The sequence below is a fragment of the Ancylobacter sp. Lp-2 genome, assembly GCF_020523795.1.
Classification (GTDB): domain Bacteria; phylum Pseudomonadota; class Alphaproteobacteria; order Rhizobiales; family Xanthobacteraceae; genus Ancylobacter.
On sequence record NZ_JAJALI010000003.1, the window covers coordinates 185,233 to 202,492 of the forward strand.

Consider the following 17,260-nt stretch of genomic DNA (forward strand, 5'->3'; position numbering starts at 1 on the left):
GACATGTCTGCAACCGCCGAGACCGCAACCGCCGAACGCGCCACCATCAACGAAGGCGCCTTCAAGGCCGGCGACGGCGCCTATCTGTTCCAGCTCGACCAGCTCTCCGCCATCGAGGGCGGGCCGGGCTATTCCACCGCCATCGGCTCCGTGGTGGAGGGCATCCGCACCCAGGTCGGGCTGATGCGCAAGGCGGCCGGTACCGGCGCCCGGCCGCACTCCCACCCGAACGAGCAGTGGAACTACGTGGTGCAGGGTCGCCTGCGGGTGAACATCGAGGGCCAGCCCGAGCGCATCGCCGGGCCGGGCACCCTCATCTACTTCCCGCCGGGCGTCATCCACTGGACCGTGGCGCTGCCGGAGGAGGACGTGGTGTTCTTCGTGGTGAAGGACGCCACCCACGGCATCGCCGGCAAGGCCGCCGACGGCACGATGAGTGGCGGCCATTACGACGCGCCGGCCTCCTCGTAGAGCCCGGCGCTCTCGCCCCAGACGCGGCCGATCCGCGCCGTCTCCTGCGCCAGCACGTCGAGAAAGGCGGCCGCTACGGGTTCCAGCGGCCGCCGCGCCGGCTCGATCAGCACCAGGTCCATGCCGAGCGGCGGGGCGGCGATCGGGTTGATGGCGAAGCGCCGGGGCACGTCCCACCCGGCCGGCCGCGTGGCCGACCATTCGACCTCCTGCGCCATCATCAGGCCCGGCAGAATCGCCACCCAATCGGTCGAGGCGACGAAGTCGAGCGTGCCCATCATGGCGTCGAGCTCCAGCCGCCGCTCGACGATCACGCCGTTGGAGGCGAAATAGGTCTCGATATTGGCGCGCCGCGCGTTCTGCCCGCTCGGCACCACCACCTTGAGCGGCCCGAGATCGGCGAGCGTCACCGGCTTCATATGCGCCCGCCCGGATGCCGCGCCGGAGACCAGCACCTCCGGCGTATAGGCGAAGCGCGTCGTCTTCACCCCCACCGAGCCGGTGGAGGCCGGCACGATGGCGAAGGCGAGCTCGCCGGCCCGCACCTGCTGGGTGAGGGTCGCCGAATAGGCCTCGGTGATGCGCACCACCACATTGGGGTGCGCAGCCACGAAGCGCGCCAGCGCCGGCGCCAGCACCGAACGGGTCATGGTCGGCATCAGGCCCACCACCATCTCGCCGTCGAGCCCGGTGCCGAACCGCTCCACCGAGCGGTTCGCCGTCTCGTTGAGCCGCAGCAGCTCGATGCAGTGATGGTAATAGCTCTCCCCGGCCGGGGTCGGCTGCACCGTGCCGCCGCCGCGCGCGAACAGCTTCACCCCGAAGCGGTCCTCGATCTTGCGGATGTGCTGGGAGACGCCGGACTGCGTGGCGTTCTCCCGCTCGGCCGCCGCCGTGAAGGAGCGCTCCTCATAGGCTGCCACGAACAGCCGGACATCCCGCAGCGTCTCGCTCATCGCCATTACGTTTCCTGATGAAGAGAAGCAGATCATATCATTTCTACAGCGGGAGGCGCCAGCCTAAGCTCGCTACCATGAGCGAACATGTCATCGACTTCCGATCTTCAGACGATCATGGCCATTTCCGGCGTGCGCTCGGACGCTTCGCCACCGGCGTCACCATCGTCACCACCCGTACCGCCGAGGGAAAGCTCGAGGGGCTGACCGCCAACAGCTTCTCCTCGGTCTCGCTCGACCCGCCGCTGGTGCTGTGGAGCCTGCGTCGGCAGGCCCCGTCGCTGGCGAGCTTCACCGCCTCGGGCGTCTTCGCGGTCAACGTGCTCGGCACCCACCAGAAGCACCTGTGCCGCCACTTCGCCACCCCGCATCCCGACAAGTTCGACGATGTGGCGCATTGCATCGGCGATCACGGCGCGCCGCTCATCGAGGACGCCATCGCCCGCTTCGAATGCCGCACCGAGCAGGTCATCGAGGCCGGCGACCATCTCATCTTCCTCGGCCGGGTGTTGCGCGCCGCCCATCGCGACGGCGAGCCGCTGATCTATGCCACCGGCGCGCTGTGCGGCCCGGCGTTGCTGCCCGCCGACCCGCCGTCACATGCCATTTCCGCGAACCACATCTCCGCGAACCGGGAACGCGCCTCATGAAACTCGGCTTCTTCACCATGCCGATCCACCCGCTGCACCGTCCGCTTGCCGAGACGCTGCGGGAGGACCGGGAGTTCTGCCTCATCGCCGAGAAGCTCGGCTTCTGCGAGGGCTATTTCGGCGAGCACGTCACCGACGGCGCCGAGACCATCACCTCCTCGCTGATCTTCATCGCCTGGCTGCTGGAGGAGACGAAGACCATCAAGCTCGGCTCCGGCACCATCAACCTGCCGAACCAGCACCCGGCCCGCGTCGCCGGCGAGGTGGCGATGCTCGATCACATGGCGCAGGGCCGCTACATCATGGGCATCAGCCCGGGCGGCCTTTTGTCGGACGCTGAGGTGTTCGGCAATCTCGACAAGAACCGCACCGAGATGTTCGTCGAGGCCATCGACCACATCCTCGGCATCTGGTCCGGCGAGGCGCCCTACAAGCGCGTCGGCCAGCACTGGACCATCTCGACCGAGCGCACCTATCTGCCGGCGCTCGGCCAGGGGATGATGCACAAGCCCTACCAGACCCCGCACCCGCCGATCGTCGTCACCGCCGTCGCGCCGTTCTCCAAGGGCGTCTCGGAAGCCGCCGCGCGCGGCTGGGAGCCGATCTCGGCGAACTTCCTGCTGCCCTGCTGGGTGAAGACCCACTGGCCGAAATATGTCGAGGGCTGCGAGAAGGGCGGGCGGCCGGCGGATCCGGCGAACTGGCGGGTGGCGAAAAGTATCTTCGTCGCCGACGACCTCGCCACGGCGAAGCGCTACGCCACCGAGCCGGGTAGCCCGTACTATGCCTATTACAACTCGCTGGCGACCAAGCTGGTCGGCAATGGCCGCGCCAACCTGTTCAAGCGCGACCAGAGCGCGCCGGACTCATCGGTGACGGTGGACAGCGTGCTGGCCGACCTCGTCATCTGGGGCACGCCGGACAAGGTGGCCGACGAACTCGCCGCCTTCGAGGAGGAGATCGGCGAATTCGGCACCCTGCTCTATGCCGGCCATGACTGGGCCGACAAGAAGCTCGCCATCCGCTCGCTGGAGCTGATGGCGGAGCAGGTGATGCCGGCGGTGAATGCCGGTCGCCAGTCCGCCGCCGCCGAGTGACGTTCGAAGATCAAGAGCCGCCACCAAAGGCGCGAGACACGAAAAGCAGCCGCCAAAGGCGGCGAAGGGAGGACACATGATCCGCGCCGCAATCGCCGGCCTCGGCTGGTGGGGCAAGCACATGATCCGCCGCATGGCGGATTCCAGTGAGCTGCGCATCGTCGCCGCCATCGACACCTCGGAAGCGCAGGCCGCCTTCGCTGCCGAGCACGGCATCCCGCTGACGACCAATTGGGACGATGTGCTGAACGATCCCTCGATCGACGCGGTGATCCTGTGCACGCCGCACTCGCTGCACACGGCGCAGGTGGCGCAGGTGGCCCGCGCGGGCAAGCACGTGTTCTGCGAGAAGCCGCTCGCCCTGACCCGTGCCGACGCCGAGCGCTCGGTCGCCGCCTGCCGCGCCGCCGGGGTGAAGCTCGGCATCGGGCATGAGCGCCGCTACGAGCTGGCGATGCTGGAGATCAAGCGCCTCGTGCAGTCCGGCGCGCTCGGTACGATCATGCATGTCGAGGCAAATTTCAGCCATGACAAGCTGGCGAGCGTTCCGAAGACCGACTGGCGCGCCTCGCCGATCGACGCCCCCGCCGCCGGCATGACCGCCATGGGCATCCATCTCACCGACGGCTTCCTCGAACTGTTCGGGCCGATCTCCGAGGTCTACGCCGCCACCGCCACCCGCGCTTCCGACCGGCCGAATGGCGACGTCGTGTCGGTGCACACCCGCTTCGCCTCCGGCGCCACCGGCTATCTCAACGCCATCCTGGTGACGCCGCTCTATATCGGCATCACCGTGTTCGGCACCGACGCCTGGATCGAGGCGCGCAACCAGACCCATCCCGACACCCCCGGCCCGACGACGCTGACCATCCAGCACAAGGATGGCCGGCGCGAGGTGCGCGAGTACGAATGGACCGACACCGTGCGCGCCAACCTCGAAGCCTTCGCCCGGTCCATCGAGACCGGCGCGCCCTATGTCTTCACCGACGCGCAGAAGATCGGCAACATCGCGGTTCTCGAAGCCATCTGCCGCTCGGTGGCGACCAACCTGCCGGTGAAGGTCGACGCGGTCGAGGAGACCGACGACCGCCCGGCTTTGGCCGCCAGCGCCTGAGACTTGAGGCTATTGCTCGACGCACGACGCTTGGGACGACGACGCTCCCTCTCCCCGTGCTGAACTCGGCAATTGCCGGGTTCCGCACTCGGAATGATCGACATCGGATGTATCCGATGTCGATGGAGAAGGGTGGGGTGAGGAGCCTTCCGGACTTCCCAATGTAGTCCCCTCTCGCCGACCCGCTACGCAGGCCACCTCTCCGTCGAAGCCGGCAGTTGCCGACTTCGACCTTGCTGAAACCGAACTCAGCAACAGCCGAGATCGGACGGGGAGAGGACAAGAAAGACAAACGACCGAGGAACGCATGGACAGCCTGACCGAGACCGACCCCCGCTACCGCGAGCTCGACCCCGCCGCGCTCGACGCCGAGCAGCGCCGCATCTTCGAAGAGATCGGCCGCCCGCGCGCCGGCGCGGTGCCGGCGCCGTTCCACATCTATGTCGAGAGCCCGGAGTTGGCGGAGACCGCGCAGGCGGTCGGCGCCTTCTGCCGCTACCGCACCGGCCTGTCCCCGCGCCTGTCGGAGCTCGCCATCCTCACCACCGCCGTCTATTGGGGCGCCGAGTACGAGTTCGGCGTGCATTCCCGCGAGGCGCGCAAGGCCGGGGTGCCGGAATTCGAGATCGAGGCGCTGGCCGCCGGCCGCCGCCCGGATTTCACCGACGCCGACGCGGCGCTGGTCCACGACTTCTCCAGCGCGGTCTACCGGCACAAGGACGTGCCGGACGAGCTGTTCGCCGCCGCCGTCGGCCGCTTCGGTCGCCGCACGGTGATCGAGCTGACCGGCCTGCTCGGCTACTATTCGATGCTCGCCATCGCGCTACGCGTGTTTCGCGTCCCGTCGCCCGCGTGAGAGGATCAGCACCACAAGGGGCACACCACAACAGAACAGGCCCCGTTCGGAGGAAAACGCCATGGAACTGCGCAGCATCGAGGCTTTCGTGCGCGTTGCCGAGCTCGGCAGCATCACCCGAGCCTCCCGCGATCTCGGCATCGTCCAGCCCGCGCTCAGCCGGCACATCCAGCGCATCGAGACCGAGCTCGGCACGCCCCTGCTGGTCCGGCTGCCGCGCGGGGTGCAGCTCACCCTCGCCGGCCGCCGCTTTCTCCAGCACAGCCGGCGGATCCTGCACGAGGTCGCCCGCGCCGCCGAGGAGATGAACATCGGCGGCGACGGCGTGTCCGGCCGGGTGGTGGTCGGCATCTCGCCGACGCTGTCCTCGCTGCTCACCCCCGGCCTCATCGAGCGCTGCGCCTCCGCCTATCCGGCGATAAACCTCACCATCGTCGAGGAGTTCACCCGCCGGCTTCAGGTCGACCTCGTCAACAGCCAGGTCGACCTCGCCTTGCTGACCAACCCGCCGCCGAACCGGGCGCTGCGCTTCACTGCCGTGCTCACCGAGCCGATCGTGGTGGTGATGCCGCGCCTGTCGCGCGGCGTCTCGCCGGTGGTGACGCTGGACGAGCTCGCCTCCACCCCGATGCTGGTGACGCGCGGCATCCGCGCGCTGGTCGACGAGCAGCTGGCCTCGCACGGCGTGTGCATCGAGGTCGATTGCGAGATCGACGCGGTGGAGGCGATCCGCCGCATGCTGCTGCGCGGGCGCGGCGCCTCGATCATGCCGATCTCCGCCTTTCGCAAGGAGATCGACGAGGGCCTGCTCACCGGGCTGGCGGTCGGCGGCGTCAATCTCTCACGCACCATCATGCTCTCGCATGTCGGCGACAAGGTCAGCGCCGCTGCCCAGGCGGTGATGGGCCTGCTACGCGCCGAGATCGACGCTCTCGCCCAGCGCGGCATCTTCAGCGCCCTGCCCGACCCGAACGCCGCGCATTGGGCCACGCCGCAGCGGCGCACACTGGCCGGCGTTGCCTGATCCACAGCAAGCCTCCTCAACGCGAAACGGCCGGGCTCCACGCCCGGCCGTCGTCGTTTCAGCCCCACAGGTTCCCCGCCTCAGTCGGTGCTTTCCTCGAAGGCGCGCTGGCGGGTCACCCGGATCATCGGCGCCACCAGCACGATCAGCAGAAGGAAGGTCAGCACCAGGAAGCTCAGGCTGATCGGCCGCGTCACGAACACCGACGGGTCGCCATGCGAGATCAGCAGCGCCCGGCGCAGCGTCTCCTCGATCATCGGCCCGAGGATGAAGCCGAGCAGCAGCGGGGCCGGCTCGCAATGCAGCTTCTTGGCGAGGAAGCCGAAGCCGCCGAAGATCGCCGCCAGCACCACATCGAGCGCGTTATTGTGGATCGAGTACACGCCGATGCAGCAGAACAGCATGATCGCCGGATAGAGCATGCGGTAGGGCACCGAGAGCAGCTTCACCCAGATGCCGACCAGCGGCAGGTTGAGGATGACCAGCATCAAATTGCCCAGCCACATGGAGGCGATCAGCCCCCAGAACAGGTCCGGCCGCTGGTTCATCAGCTGCGGTCCGGGTGACAGGCCCTGCATCATCAAGGCGCCGATCATCAGCGCCATCACCGCGCTGGACGGCAAGCCCAGCGTCAGCATCGGGATGAAGGCGGTCTGCGCGGCGGCGTTGTTGGCGGCCTCCGGCCCGGCGACCCCCTCGATGGCGCCCTTGCCGAACTCGCCCGGCGTCTTGGAGAGCTTCTTCTCCAGCGCATAGGTGGAGAAGGAGGCGAGCACCGGCCCGCCGCCCGGCAGCAGGCCGAGGCAGCCGCCCAGCACGGTGCCGCGCAGCGCCGGCGCGATGAAGCGCTTGATGTCGGCCCAGCGCGGCCAGAGGTTCTTCACCTCCTTGACGAAGGTGCGGCTCTGCTCACTGCCGCCGAGATTGGAGATGGTCTCGCCGATGCCGAACATGCCCATAGCGATCACCGCGAAGTCGATGCCGTCGCCGAAGGAGGGAATGCCGAAGGTGAAACGCTCGACGCTGGTATTGGCGTCGATGCCGATGGTGCCGAGCAGGATGCCGACCAGGATCATGCCGATCGCCTTGACGATCGAGCCATGGGCGAGGATCACCGCCGCGACGAGGCCGAACAGCATCAGCGAGAAATAGTCGGCCGGTCCGAAATCGAGCGCCACCTCGGCGAGCGCCGGCGCCGCCACCGCGATGACGATGGTGGCCAGCGTACCGGCGATGAAGGAACACAAAGCGGCAGTGGCCAGCGCCAGCCCCGCCTGCCCCTTGCGCGCCATCTGGTAGCCGTCGATGGCGGTCACCACCGAGGAGCTCTCGCCCGGCAGGTTGACGAGGATCGCGGTGGTCGAGCCGCCATATTGCGCGCCGTAATAGATGCCGGCGAGCATGATCAGCGCCGCCGGCGCCGGCAGCGCGAAGGTCACCGGCAGCAGGATCGAGATGGTCGCCACCGGGCCAAGGCCGGGCAGCACGCCGATGATGGTGCCGAGCAGCACGCCGAGGAAGCCATAGGCCAGGTTCATCGGCGTCAGGGCGACGGAGAAGCCAAGCAGGAGGTCGTTGAACAGTTCCATGCCCTGCCCTCACCAGAACCGCGTATGGGGAAGATTGAGGCCGAGGCCATAGGAGAACAGCGCGGTGCAGAAGATCACCAGCCCGACGGCCAGCAGCGCGGTTTCCAGCCACGGTTTTAGGTCGCGCCCGGCGATGCGCGAGGCGACCACCACCGCGAGGCCCGCGACGGGAAATCCCCAATCCTCGATCAGGAAGCCGAACGCCAGCACGCCGCCAAGCAGCACGACGAGCGGGCGTATGTCGACCTCGCCGACCTCCTGCGTCTCGCTCACCATCGAGCGCACCAGCAGGATGCCGCCGAGCAGGATGAGGCCGCTGCTCACCACCAGCGGGAAATAGCCGGCGCCCATGCGGGAGGTGGTGCCGACGGGATAGTCCGAGCCGATGATGATGGCGACGGCGCCGAGACTGCAGAACAGCAGCCCGGTGAGGAAGTCGGACGAAAGCCTGATGTTCATGGAGCACCCGTTCGGTGGTCCGCCGGGTGCGGCGCGGACGCCGCATCGAGGCTCGGCGGATGGGGGCCGGAAGCGAAGGCAGAGGGACGGCACACGAGGGCCGGCACCGGGATACGGGCCGGCCCTGCGGCGGTCGCGGGCGTCAGTCCGCCTTGACGCCGATGTCCTTGATGACCCCGCTCCACTTGGCGGCGTCGGCCTCGATATAGGCCTTGAAGTCCGCCGGAGTCGGGCTCGACACCGCGATGACGCCGGATTCGCCCATGCGCTCCTTGATGGTCGGATCCTTCATCGCCTCGACGATGGCGGCGTGCAGCTTGTTGATGATCGGCTGCGGCGTGCCGGCCGGGGCGAGGACGCCCTGCCAGGACGACGACACGCTCTTGGGGAAGCCCTGCTCGGTCATGGTCGGCACGTCCGGTAGCTGCGGCACGCGCTGCTTGGTGGAGACGCCGAGCGCCTTCAGCCGGCCGCCCTTCACATGGTTGATGCCGGAGGAGATGGTGACGAACATCAGGCTGACATGCCCGCCCATCACGTCGGCGGTGGCCGGTCCGGCGCCGCCCTTGTAGGGCACATGGATCATGTCGAGCCCGGCCTCGCGGCGAAATGCCTCCATTTCCAGCCGGTTGACCGAGCCCGAGCCCGGCGAGGCGAAGTTCACCTGTCCCGGCCGCGCCTTCACATATTCCACCAGTTCCTTGACGTTGTTCGGCGGGAAGGCCGGGTTGGCGATCAGGAGGCCGGGCGTGTCGGCGACGATGGAGATCGGCACGAAGTCCTGCAGCGGCTTCACGCGCAGGTTCGAGAAGATGTACGGATTGATCGATACCGTACCGACATTGCCGAGGAACAGCGTGTAGCCGTCCGGCTTGGCGCGGGCGGCGAGGTCCATGCCGACATTGCCGGCGGCGCCGTCGCGGTTCTCCACCACGATCTGCTGGCCGAGGATCTGCGACAGCCGCGGCTGCAGGAGCCGGGCGGCGAAGTCCGAGGCGCCACCCGGGGCGAAGGGCACGATCAGGGTGATCGGCTGGTTCGGATAGTCGGCCTGCGCCGAGGCGGGAAGCGCGGTCGCGAGGCCGGCGGCGAGGACGGCGCCGGCCAGGGCCACGCCGGAGAGCACGGCACGGCGTGTGACGGACAGACAGGCTTTCATCGTTCCCTCCCAGGAATCGCGACGCCGCTTGTTGTTTTGGCTGGCGCCGTTTTCAGCTTGCGGTGGCAGGCACGTCTCGTCAGTCCAAACCTCTGCGGTCCCTGGCGCCCCGGCCCGGCCTGTTCAGGCCGTGCCTCCTCAGGCCCAACCGTTCTCAGGCCCAACCGATCTCAGGCCCAACCGTTCTCAGGCCATCGCGGCCTCGCGCATCATCTCGCGCTCGCCCTCGACTTCCAGCGGCAGCTTCACCGGCCGCTTGAGCTTGGCGGAGAGGTCGAGCGCCTTGGTGAGCATCAGCCGGTTATGCGCCTCGGCGGCGGTGGCGTGCTGGGTCGGCAAATCGAGCGCGATGCGGTTGAGCCAGGATTCCGTCTCGGTGCGCATCGGCCCGCGCAATTCGCCGAGCGCCATGTCGCCGGGCGGATACGAGCCCATGAAGTCGACGAGGCGGCTTTTGTCCGGCAGGTAGCCTTCCTCCTGCGGCGCCGAGACCGCCAGCACGATGTCGCGGTGTGTGTCGTCGATGGTCAGCACCCCGGTGGTGCCGACGATGCCGACGTCGAGGCTGTACACCGCGCCCGGCCAGGTCACCGGCAGCGCCCAGGAGATGCTGAGGTGATAGACCGAGCCGTCGCTCATCATGATCATGCCGGCGGTGCCGTCGATGCCGCGCCAGTCTGAGCCCAGCACCTTGTCGACCGAGCGGGCATAGACCTCCACCGGTGTCTTGGCCTCCAGGTACCACATGACGATGTCGAGCGCGTGGGTGCCGGAGATCACCATCGGCGAGATGGTCTCCGGCGCGTTGGAGCGGCGGTAATTGTCGATGGCGACCAGTCGGTTCATGAAGGCGCGGGAGGTGACCATCGTCACGTCGCCGAGCGCGCCGGTGCGCACCTTCTCCTTCGCCGCCAGCCAGCGGCGACGGAAGCGCTGGGTGTAGCCAACCACCGCGTCGACGCCGGCGGCCTCGATCTCGCGCAGCACGCGGGCGGAGTCGCCGAGATGCGTCGCCAGCGGCTTCTCGATCAGCATCGGCAGGTCGCGCTCCAGCGCCGCCATCACCGGGTCGACATGCAGATGCTCGTCGGTGGCGACGATCACCGCCGTCACCTCCGGGCGCTTCAGCAATTCGCGATGGTCGGTGGTGACGAAGTCGGCGCCGATCTCCGCGCCGACGCGCCGTCCCTTCTCCGCGTCGATCTCGGCGAGGCCGATCCATTCCACCGCCGGATGGCGGGCGGCGACCGCGCCGCGGAACAGGCCGACGCGCCCGCCGCCGATGATGGCGAGACCGATCCCCTTGGGCGAGTTGCGGCGCATCACGGATGATCCTCCAGTTCTTGTGCAGTACAGCGACGGTCCTGCATCATGATTTCGATCCGACAGCATGTATCCGTCCTGGATGCGAGCGGACCATGCGCGGCTAGACCGCGCAAATACTCTTTCGCCATTGGGACATAGTGAAAGAGCATGGATAAAAGCGCGCGACGGGGCGTCTCGCCCGAGCCACGCCAGTTGTCAGGAGGCGGCCAGCGCGGCCGCCTTCAGATCGTTGATCTGCGCCAGCGCGCGGTTCGACAGCGGCAGGTCGACGGGCTCGTTGATCGCCGCCGACAGATCCGCCGCCATGTAGCTCTGCATCACCGTGCGCGCGTGCTCGGGCGCCACCATCACCGGCCGGTCGCGCAGCACGGCTTCGAGGAAATGGATGGTCTCCGGGCCCATCTGGCCGGCGAACACATGGTCGACCTGCTCGCCCGGCATGGTCGACATCGGGAAGCGCGTGCCCTCGCTCACCGTGCTCAGCCAGTTGTCGCGCTGGGTGTCGTCGAGGATCAGCGCGCCCTCGGTGCCGGTGATCTCGATCCAGGTACCGCAATAGTTCGGATAGGCCGGCGGCAGGTTCCAGCCGCCGCCGATCACCACCAGCGTGCCGTTGTCCATCGTCACCGTGGACCACATGCAATCATAGGAACCGTTGATATCCTGCATGTAGCCATAGGCGCCCTGCGAATAGACCCGCAGCGGCTTGGCCGGCTCCAGCAGCCAGAACACGAAGTCGAGATCGTGCGTCGATTCCATCGCCGCCGGCGAGAGCTTGGTGCGCGAGGCGATCTTCTTGCCGAGGCTGCGCGACAAATGCCGCGACACCATCACGTTCACGACCCGCCCCAGCGTGCCGTCGGCGATCTTCTTCTTGGCATAGGCGATCTTGGGGTTGAAGCGCTGCGAATAGCCGATGGTGAACTTCACCCGGTTGCGGTGTGACAGCTCGATGAGCTCGTTCGCCTCCCACAGCTCCATGGCGATCGGCTTTTCCAGGAGCACATGCTTGCCGGCCTTCAGGCAGTCGCGGGCGATCGGGTAATGCGTGTTCTCCGGCGTCGTCGAGATGTAGACCACCTCGATGGCGTCGTTCTCCACGATGTCATGATAGTCGAGCGTGGCGGTGGCCGGCTTGGTGAGGAGGCGCACCTCCTCCAGTCGCTCGGGGCGGATCTCGCAGATGTGCAGACGGTCGACCAGCGCCGAGCGCGAAAGGGTTTCGGCGCGAATACCTCCGCACCAGCCCGTTCCAATGACGGCGACCTCGACCTGCCTCATCACTTTCCACCCCAGGGTCAGACTTTTATTTGACCCGGAGCGGACCATGCGGTGTCAGGCCGCGCAAATACTCTTTCGCCATTGGGACATAGTGAAAGGGCATGGCAGGAGGCGGCTGCAAGTACCCGACGGCGGCCCGGCGGCATCTCGAAGGCGCCGGGCGGAGCCACGGCGCGGGCGGCGATCTGACAAGCGGCGATCTCGAAAGCAACCGGCCCGCCGGTCCGGCATTGTCAGGGTCGACGGCGGCGAGGTCTTGCGTGTCCTCCCGCCCCGTTCCCTCCCGCCTCGCGGGTGGCGGTCTCCCGACCGTCACCCGTTTTTGTCTGAGGAAAGGTGCTGGTTCAGCTCGCCTTCGGGTGGCGCGGATCGTCATGCGCGCGCAGCAGGAAGCGGCGGGCGACGTCGAGATAGCCGGCATAGACCAGCCCGCCATTGCGCTCCACCAGATCTTCGCGCTCGTCACGATAGACCGCCGGCAGCCGGTACCACGGCAGGTGCGGGCGCAGATGATGCAGCACGTGCAGATTGTTGTTGAGGTAGAGCAGGCCGAGCAGGCCGCCCTTCTCGACGATGGCGGTGCGCTCCTCATGCTCCTCGGCGAAGCGGTGCTCGGCGAAGGAGCGCAGCCGGGTCAGCGCCGCGCCGACATAGACGAAGCCGAAGAGATAGGTCGCCAGCGGCATGCCGCACACGCCGACCACCCAGGCGAGCAGGCCGGCGACGCCCAGCGCGTGCCGCGCCCAGATGCGCCGCGCCTTGCCCTCGCCGCGCCACACGGCGCGGGCCTCGGTCCACAGGAAGCCGCCGATCATGATGAACGGCCCGAGGGTCAGGCGACCGACCAGCGTCATGTTGAACCGCAGCAGCAGCCGCGTGACGCCGCCGAGCCGGTCCCAGTCGGTCTGGCGCAGATACACCGATTCCGGGTCCTCGATGGGATCGGTGAGGTGCTCGTCGCGGTGGTGGCGCAGATGCGACGAGCGGTAGATCGGATAGGGCAGCCACACCGACAGCGGCGGCCAGCCGACCGCGTCGTTGATGCGCCGCGAGCGCGTGGGATGCCCGTGCATCACCTCATGCTGCAGCGATCCCTGCCAGGCGACCAGCCAGCCGCCGACCGCGCAGAGCATCCAAAACGGTACCGCCTCCCACCACCAGGTCAGGGCAAGCCAGCCGCCATAAATGAGCACGGCAAGGCCTATGGTCGGCCATTCGAGGCGGGGAGAGTGCGGCATGGAGAGAAGGACCGGAGAGGGAGGGAACATCGCGGCTGGCAAGCGAATTGTATGCCAGTAAGGAAGACTATCAGTACATATTGTCTATAAATTTACTAGTGATATGTCTAGCGGATCCGCGGACCGGTAGGCCGGTGCGCATGAGGGGAGCACTACGATGAGCCTTCGCCGCCTTATCGCCACCGCCGCGCTCGTCGCCGGCCTCGGCCTTGCTGTACCCGTCGCGGCCTCTGCCGCCGACAGCGTCACCGTCGCCTCCAAGATCGACACCGAAGGTGCGGTGCTTGGAAACATCATCGCGCTGCTGCTGGAGCAGAAAGGGCTCGACGTCAAGGAGCGCATCTCGCTCGGCCCGACCAAGATCGTGCGCACCGCGCTGCTGGAGGGCGAGGTCGACATCTACCCGGAATATACCGGCAATGCCGGCTTCTTCTTCAATGTCGACGCCGACCCGGCGTGGAAGAAGGCCGACACCGCCTATGCCAAGGCCAAGGAGTTGGACGCCGCCAACAAGGTCGTCTGGCTCCAGCCGGCCCCGGCCAACAACACCTGGGCCATTGCCGTGCGCGGCGACGTCGCCAAGGCCAATAATCTCGCGACGCTCGACGACTTCGGCAAATGGGTCGCCGGCGGCGGCAAGGTGAAGCTGGCCGGCTCGGCCGAGTTCGTCGAGAGCGCGGCGGCGCTGCCGGCCTTCCAGAGCGCCTATGGCTTCAAGCTCGGGCAGGACCAGTTGCTGGTGTTGTCCGGCGGCGACACCGCCGCCACCATCAAGGCGGCGGCCGAGGGCACCTCCGGCGTCAACGCCGCCATGGTCTACGGCACCGATGGCGGCATCGCCGCGCTCGGCCTCAAGGTGCTGGCCGACACCAAGGGCGTGCAGGCGGTCTACGAGCCGGCGCCGGTGGTGCGCGCGGCGGTGCTGGAGGCGCATCCCGAGATCGCTACCGTGCTCGCCCCGGCCTTCTCGGCGCTGACGCTGGAAACCCTGCAGGGTCTCAACGCCAAGGTGCAGATCGAAGGCCAGGACGCCCGCGCCGTCGCCAAGGAGTGGCTGACCGGCAAGGGACTGCTGAAGTGAGCCTCGCGGGCGAGGCGGTCGTCGCTCCGGCGCCGGAAGCCGCCGCGCCCGCCCGGCCCCGTGCCGGCGCTCCCCGCGCCAACCCGCTGCTGGTGCTCATCGTCACCGGCATGGTGGTGGCGCTGGGCAGCCTCGGCTTCGTGTCGGCGGCACCGAACCGCATCGTCAGCGGCAAGCCGCTCGCCTTGTGGGTGGCGGTGGAGCCGGGCGTCGCCGCGCTGGTCGCCGCCCTGGTGGTGGCGCTCGGGGCGTCGGCGCTCATCCGCTCCGGAGTCTGGCGCGACCGGCTCATCGCCCTGATCGCCGCCGCGCTGCTCGTCGCCAGCCTCCTAGCCGCCGCCCATGCGGCCGGCCTCGTCGCCGCCGCGAGCGGACCGGTGGCGCGCACCTCGCTCGGCGCCGCCTTCTGGATCGTCGCCGCCGGCGCCGCCTTCGCACTCGCCGACGCGGTGGGGCGGCTCGCGCCGCATCCGCTGGCGCAATCGGCCATCGCCGCGGCGGTGGTCGGCGCGCTCCTCGCCCTCGCCGCCTCCGGCGCGCTGTCCGACCTGTCGCTGGCGCGCGAATTCGCCAACCGCCGCGCCGCCTATGGCGCCGAGATGCTGCGCCACCTCGCTCTGGTCGGCGGCGCGCTCGCCGCCGCGCTGCCGATCGGCACGCTGCTCGGCCTCCTCGCGCTGCGGCGGCCGGGCTGGCGCAAGCCGCTCTTCGCGGTGCTGAACCTCATCCAGACCATTCCCTCCATCGCGATTTTCGGCCTGCTGATCGGGCCGCTCTCGGCGCTATCGGGGGCGTTTCCGGGATTGCGCGCGCTCGGCATCGGCGGCATCGGCGCCGCGCCGGCGGTGATCGCGCTCACCCTCTACGGGCTGCTGCCGGTGGCGCGCGGCGCTTTCACCGGCCTCGCCTCGGTGCCGCCCGCCGTCATCGACGCCGCGCGCGGCATGGGGCTCGACGAGCGGCAGATCCTGCGCCGCGTCTCCATCCCGCTCGCCTTGCCAATCCTCGTCGCGGCGCTCAGGGTGGTGGTGGTGCAGCTCACCGGCCTCACCGTGGTGGCGGCGCTGATCGGCGCCGGCGGGCTCGGCGTGTTCATCTTCCAGGGCCTCGGCCAGACCGCCACCGACCTCATCCTGCTCGGCGCGCTGTCGGCCATCGCGCTGGCCCTCGTCTTCGACCTCGCGCTGCGCAGCCTCGGCGAGCTCATCGCCACCGGAGAGCGTCCATGATCGTGCTCGACCGCCTCACCAAGCGCTACGGCCCGACCGTCGCGGTCGACCAGCTCTCGCTCACCGTGCCCACCGGCTCGATCTGCGCGCTGGTCGGCGCCTCCGGCTGCGGCAAGTCGACGACGCTGCGCCTCATCAACCGCCTCATCGAGCCCGATGGCGGGCGCGTGCTCATCGAGGGCACCGACGCCGCCAGCCTGCCGGCCGTCGCGCTGCGCCGGCGCATCGGCTACGTCATCCAGTCGATCGGCCTGTTCCCGCACTGGAGCATCGCCCGCAACATCTCAACCGTGCCGGAGCTGCTCGGCTGGACGCCCGCCCGCATATCGGCCCGCGTCGACGAACTGCTCGATCTCGTCGGCCTCGATCCGGCGCTGTACCGCCACCGCCGGCCGCACCAACTGTCCGGCGGCCAGCAGCAGCGCGTCGGCGTCGCCCGCGCGCTCGCCGCCGATCCCGACCTTTTGCTGATGGACGAACCGTTCGGCGCCCTCGACCCGGTGACGCGCGACGGATTGCAGGGCGCGCTCATCGACATCCAGGCCCGCACCGGCAAGACGGTGGTGATCGTCACCCACGACATCGACGAGGCGATCCGCCTCGCCTCGCGCATCGCCGTGCTCGACGGCGGCAGGCTGATCCAGCAGGGCACGCCGCGCGAACTGCTCGCTCACCCGGTCAACAGCTTCGTCGAGGCCTTCGTCGGCGGCCCGCGCCGGGGCCTGCGGCTCCTGCAGGTGACGCCGGTCGGCGAGCGCACCGATTACTCGGTCGACCACGGAGACGCGTGCGAGCCCATCGCCGCCGACGCCATGTTGGACGCGGCGCTGGCGCTGATGGTCGCTGGCGGCACCGACCGGCTGCCGGTGCGCGACCAGGCCGGACGGCGCGGCACGCTCTCGCTCGCCGACGTGGTGACGTCATGAGCGACATCGCCAGCGGCCACACCCGCCCGCCCGCCGGCGCCCTCGCCCGCCTCGCCGCCCGCCCGGCGGTGTGGGCGAGCCTCGCCTTCGCCGCCGCGCTGATGCTGCTGCCCTATAGCGGCCCGCTGTTCCATGCGTTGTTCCCGGATCTGCCGCGCCCGCTCTACACCCGCGCCAGCTTCCTCGACCTCGCACTCTCCCATGCCGGGCTGGTCGGCCTCGCCAGCCTGGTGGTGGTGAGCCTCGGCATCGCCATCGGCATCTTCGTCACCCGCCCGGCCGGGCGCGACTTCGCCGGCCCGGTCGACACGCTGACCGCGGTCGGCCAGACCTTCCCGCCCACCGCCGTGCTGGCGCTGGCGGTGCCGGCCATCGGCTATGGCGGCGCCCCGACCGTCATCGCGCTGATCGTCTACGGCCTGCTGCCGGTGGTCAGCGCCACCATCGCCGGGCTCGGCGCGGTGCCCGCCGCGCCAGTGCAGGCCGCCGACGGCATCGGCCTGTCGCCGGCCGGGCGGCTGGTCAAGGTCGAGCTGCCGCTCGCCGCGCCGGTGATCCTGTCCGGCATCCGCACCTCGGTGATCCTCAATATCGGCACTGCCACTATCGGCTCCACCGTCGGCGCCCTCACCCTCGGCTCGCCGATCATCGAGGGCCTGTCCGGCTCCAACCCGGCCTATGTGCTGCAGGGCGCCCTGCTGGTCGGGCTGTTCGCGGTCGCCACCGATCTGTGGTTCGACGAGCTGGAGCGGGCGCTGCACTGAGCGGGGCATGCCGATGACCTGCCTAATGTAGCGCCATATT

The 17,260-nt window shown here is 68.8% G+C and carries 17 protein-coding genes; 10 read left to right on the plus strand and 7 right to left on the minus strand.

Annotation, left to right across the window (positions count from 1 at the left end):
• The first annotated feature begins 3 nt into the window (after positions 1–3).
• Entirely contained in the window at positions 4–471 is a 468-nt protein-coding gene (locus LGR54_RS09145; RefSeq protein WP_230361666.1) for a cupin domain-containing protein, read from the plus strand.
• Here the strand turns inward: LGR54_RS09145 and LGR54_RS09150 are convergent.
• Positions 447–1,427: a LysR family transcriptional regulator gene (locus tag LGR54_RS09150; RefSeq protein WP_230361667.1), complete on the minus strand. Its 981-nt coding sequence runs from the start codon at positions 1,425–1,427 to the stop codon at positions 447–449. The genes LGR54_RS09145 and LGR54_RS09150 overlap by 25 nt on opposite strands.
• A 77-nt stretch (positions 1,428–1,504) precedes the next feature.
• On the opposite strand from LGR54_RS09150, the gene LGR54_RS09155 reads away from it, so the two are divergent.
• The 5 genes from LGR54_RS09155 to LGR54_RS09175 all read left to right on the plus strand — a co-directional run bounded on the left by LGR54_RS09155 (position 1,505) and on the right by LGR54_RS09175 (position 6,168).
• A complete protein-coding gene (locus LGR54_RS09155) occupies positions 1,505–2,077 on the plus strand; it encodes a flavin reductase family protein (protein ID WP_230361668.1) in 573 nt (190 codons plus the stop codon).
• Entirely contained in the window at positions 2,074–3,174 is a 1,101-nt protein-coding gene (locus LGR54_RS09160; protein ID WP_230361669.1) for an LLM class flavin-dependent oxidoreductase, read from the plus strand. Before LGR54_RS09155 ends, LGR54_RS09160 begins: the two co-directional genes overlap by 4 nt.
• 76 nt (positions 3,175–3,250) lie before the next feature.
• On the plus strand, positions 3,251–4,288 hold the full coding sequence (locus LGR54_RS09165; RefSeq protein WP_230361670.1) for a Gfo/Idh/MocA family protein: 1,038 nt from the start codon (positions 3,251–3,253) through the stop codon (positions 4,286–4,288).
• Positions 4,289–4,595: 307 nt separating this feature from the next.
• Positions 4,596–5,144 (plus strand): carboxymuconolactone decarboxylase family protein, encoded by a 549-nt coding sequence (locus tag LGR54_RS09170; protein WP_230361671.1) that lies wholly within the window; start codon positions 4,596–4,598, stop codon positions 5,142–5,144.
• Between the two features lie 61 nt (positions 5,145–5,205).
• Positions 5,206–6,168: a LysR family transcriptional regulator gene (locus LGR54_RS09175; protein ID WP_230361672.1), complete on the plus strand. Its 963-nt coding sequence runs from the start codon at positions 5,206–5,208 to the stop codon at positions 6,166–6,168.
• 80 nt (positions 6,169–6,248) lie between these two features.
• On the opposite strand, the gene LGR54_RS09180 is transcribed toward LGR54_RS09175, so the two are convergent.
• The 6 genes from LGR54_RS09180 to LGR54_RS09205 all read right to left on the minus strand — a co-directional run bounded on the left by LGR54_RS09180 (position 6,249) and on the right by LGR54_RS09205 (position 13,220).
• Positions 6,249–7,757, minus strand: a complete 1,509-nt coding sequence (locus LGR54_RS09180) for a tripartite tricarboxylate transporter permease (protein WP_230361673.1) — start codon at positions 7,755–7,757, stop codon at positions 6,249–6,251.
• Positions 7,758–7,766: 9 nt separating this feature from the next.
• On the minus strand, positions 7,767–8,216 hold the full coding sequence (locus tag LGR54_RS09185) for a tripartite tricarboxylate transporter TctB family protein (protein WP_230361674.1): 450 nt from the start codon (positions 8,214–8,216) through the stop codon (positions 7,767–7,769).
• A gap of 142 nt (positions 8,217–8,358) precedes the next feature.
• Positions 8,359–9,375, minus strand: a complete 1,017-nt coding sequence (locus LGR54_RS09190; RefSeq protein ID WP_230361675.1) for a tripartite tricarboxylate transporter substrate binding protein — start codon at positions 9,373–9,375, stop codon at positions 8,359–8,361.
• Between the two features lie 186 nt (positions 9,376–9,561).
• On the minus strand, positions 9,562–10,698 hold the full coding sequence (locus tag LGR54_RS09195; RefSeq protein ID WP_230362073.1) for a Gfo/Idh/MocA family protein: 1,137 nt from the start codon (positions 10,696–10,698) through the stop codon (positions 9,562–9,564).
• Positions 10,699–10,896: 198 nt separating this feature from the next.
• Complete coding sequence (locus LGR54_RS09200) at positions 10,897–11,982, minus strand: Gfo/Idh/MocA family protein (protein ID WP_230361676.1); 1,086 nt, start codon at positions 11,980–11,982, stop codon at positions 10,897–10,899.
• Positions 11,983–12,326: 344 nt separating this feature from the next.
• On the minus strand, positions 12,327–13,220 hold the full coding sequence (locus tag LGR54_RS09205; protein WP_230361677.1) for a fatty acid desaturase: 894 nt from the start codon (positions 13,218–13,220) through the stop codon (positions 12,327–12,329).
• Positions 13,221–13,377: 157 nt separating this feature from the next.
• Between LGR54_RS09205 and LGR54_RS09210 the strand changes: the two genes are divergently transcribed.
• Genes LGR54_RS09210 through LGR54_RS09225 form a run of 4 tightly spaced genes read left to right on the plus strand, consistent with a single transcriptional unit; the run spans position 13,378 to position 17,220 of the window.
• Positions 13,378–14,301 (plus strand): ABC transporter substrate-binding protein, encoded by a 924-nt coding sequence (locus LGR54_RS09210; RefSeq protein WP_230361678.1) that lies wholly within the window; start codon positions 13,378–13,380, stop codon positions 14,299–14,301.
• On the plus strand, positions 14,298–15,530 hold the full coding sequence (locus LGR54_RS26015) for an ABC transporter permease (protein WP_230361679.1): 1,233 nt from the start codon (positions 14,298–14,300) through the stop codon (positions 15,528–15,530). The genes LGR54_RS09210 and LGR54_RS26015 overlap by 4 nt, the downstream gene beginning before the upstream one ends.
• Entirely contained in the window at positions 15,527–16,456 is a 930-nt protein-coding gene (locus LGR54_RS09220) for an ABC transporter ATP-binding protein (protein ID WP_230361680.1), read from the plus strand. The genes LGR54_RS26015 and LGR54_RS09220 overlap by 4 nt, the downstream gene beginning before the upstream one ends.
• Positions 16,453–17,220 carry an ABC transporter permease gene (locus LGR54_RS09225; protein ID WP_304511996.1) on the plus strand — a complete coding sequence of 256 codons (768 nt, stop codon included), beginning with the start codon at positions 16,453–16,455 and terminating at the stop codon, positions 17,218–17,220. The genes LGR54_RS09220 and LGR54_RS09225 overlap by 4 nt, the downstream gene beginning before the upstream one ends.
• Positions 17,221–17,260: the final 40 nt, after the last annotated feature.

Excerpts from the sequence above, each read along its gene's own strand:
- LGR54_RS09145 (WP_230361666.1), top strand. The coding sequence starts at position 4 with ATGTCTGCAACCGCCGAGACCGCAACCGCCGAACGCGCCACCATCAAC.
- LGR54_RS09150 (WP_230361667.1), bottom strand. The coding sequence starts at position 1,427 with ATGAGCGAGACGCTGCGGGATGTCCGGCTGTTCGTGGCAGCCTATGAG.
- LGR54_RS09155 (WP_230361668.1), top strand. The coding sequence starts at position 1,505 with ATGAGCGAACATGTCATCGACTTCCGATCTTCAGACGATCATGGCCAT.
- LGR54_RS09160 (WP_230361669.1), top strand. The coding sequence starts at position 2,074 with ATGAAACTCGGCTTCTTCACCATGCCGATCCACCCGCTGCACCGTCCG.
- LGR54_RS09165 (WP_230361670.1), top strand. The coding sequence starts at position 3,251 with ATGATCCGCGCCGCAATCGCCGGCCTCGGCTGGTGGGGCAAGCACATG.
- LGR54_RS09170 (WP_230361671.1), top strand. The coding sequence starts at position 4,596 with ATGGACAGCCTGACCGAGACCGACCCCCGCTACCGCGAGCTCGACCCC.
- LGR54_RS09175 (WP_230361672.1), top strand. The coding sequence starts at position 5,206 with ATGGAACTGCGCAGCATCGAGGCTTTCGTGCGCGTTGCCGAGCTCGGC.
- LGR54_RS09180 (WP_230361673.1), bottom strand. The coding sequence starts at position 7,757 with ATGGAACTGTTCAACGACCTCCTGCTTGGCTTCTCCGTCGCCCTGACG.
- LGR54_RS09185 (WP_230361674.1), bottom strand. The coding sequence starts at position 8,216 with ATGAACATCAGGCTTTCGTCCGACTTCCTCACCGGGCTGCTGTTCTGC.
- LGR54_RS09190 (WP_230361675.1), bottom strand. The coding sequence starts at position 9,375 with ATGAAAGCCTGTCTGTCCGTCACACGCCGTGCCGTGCTCTCCGGCGTG.
- LGR54_RS09195 (WP_230362073.1), bottom strand. The coding sequence starts at position 10,698 with ATGCGCCGCAACTCGCCCAAGGGGATCGGTCTCGCCATCATCGGCGGC.
- LGR54_RS09200 (WP_230361676.1), bottom strand. The coding sequence starts at position 11,982 with ATGAGGCAGGTCGAGGTCGCCGTCATTGGAACGGGCTGGTGCGGAGGT.
- LGR54_RS09205 (WP_230361677.1), bottom strand. The coding sequence starts at position 13,220 with ATGCCGCACTCTCCCCGCCTCGAATGGCCGACCATAGGCCTTGCCGTG.
- LGR54_RS09210 (WP_230361678.1), top strand. The coding sequence starts at position 13,378 with ATGAGCCTTCGCCGCCTTATCGCCACCGCCGCGCTCGTCGCCGGCCTC.
- LGR54_RS09220 (WP_230361680.1), top strand. The coding sequence starts at position 15,527 with ATGATCGTGCTCGACCGCCTCACCAAGCGCTACGGCCCGACCGTCGCG.
- LGR54_RS09225 (WP_304511996.1), top strand. The coding sequence starts at position 16,453 with ATGAGCGACATCGCCAGCGGCCACACCCGCCCGCCCGCCGGCGCCCTC.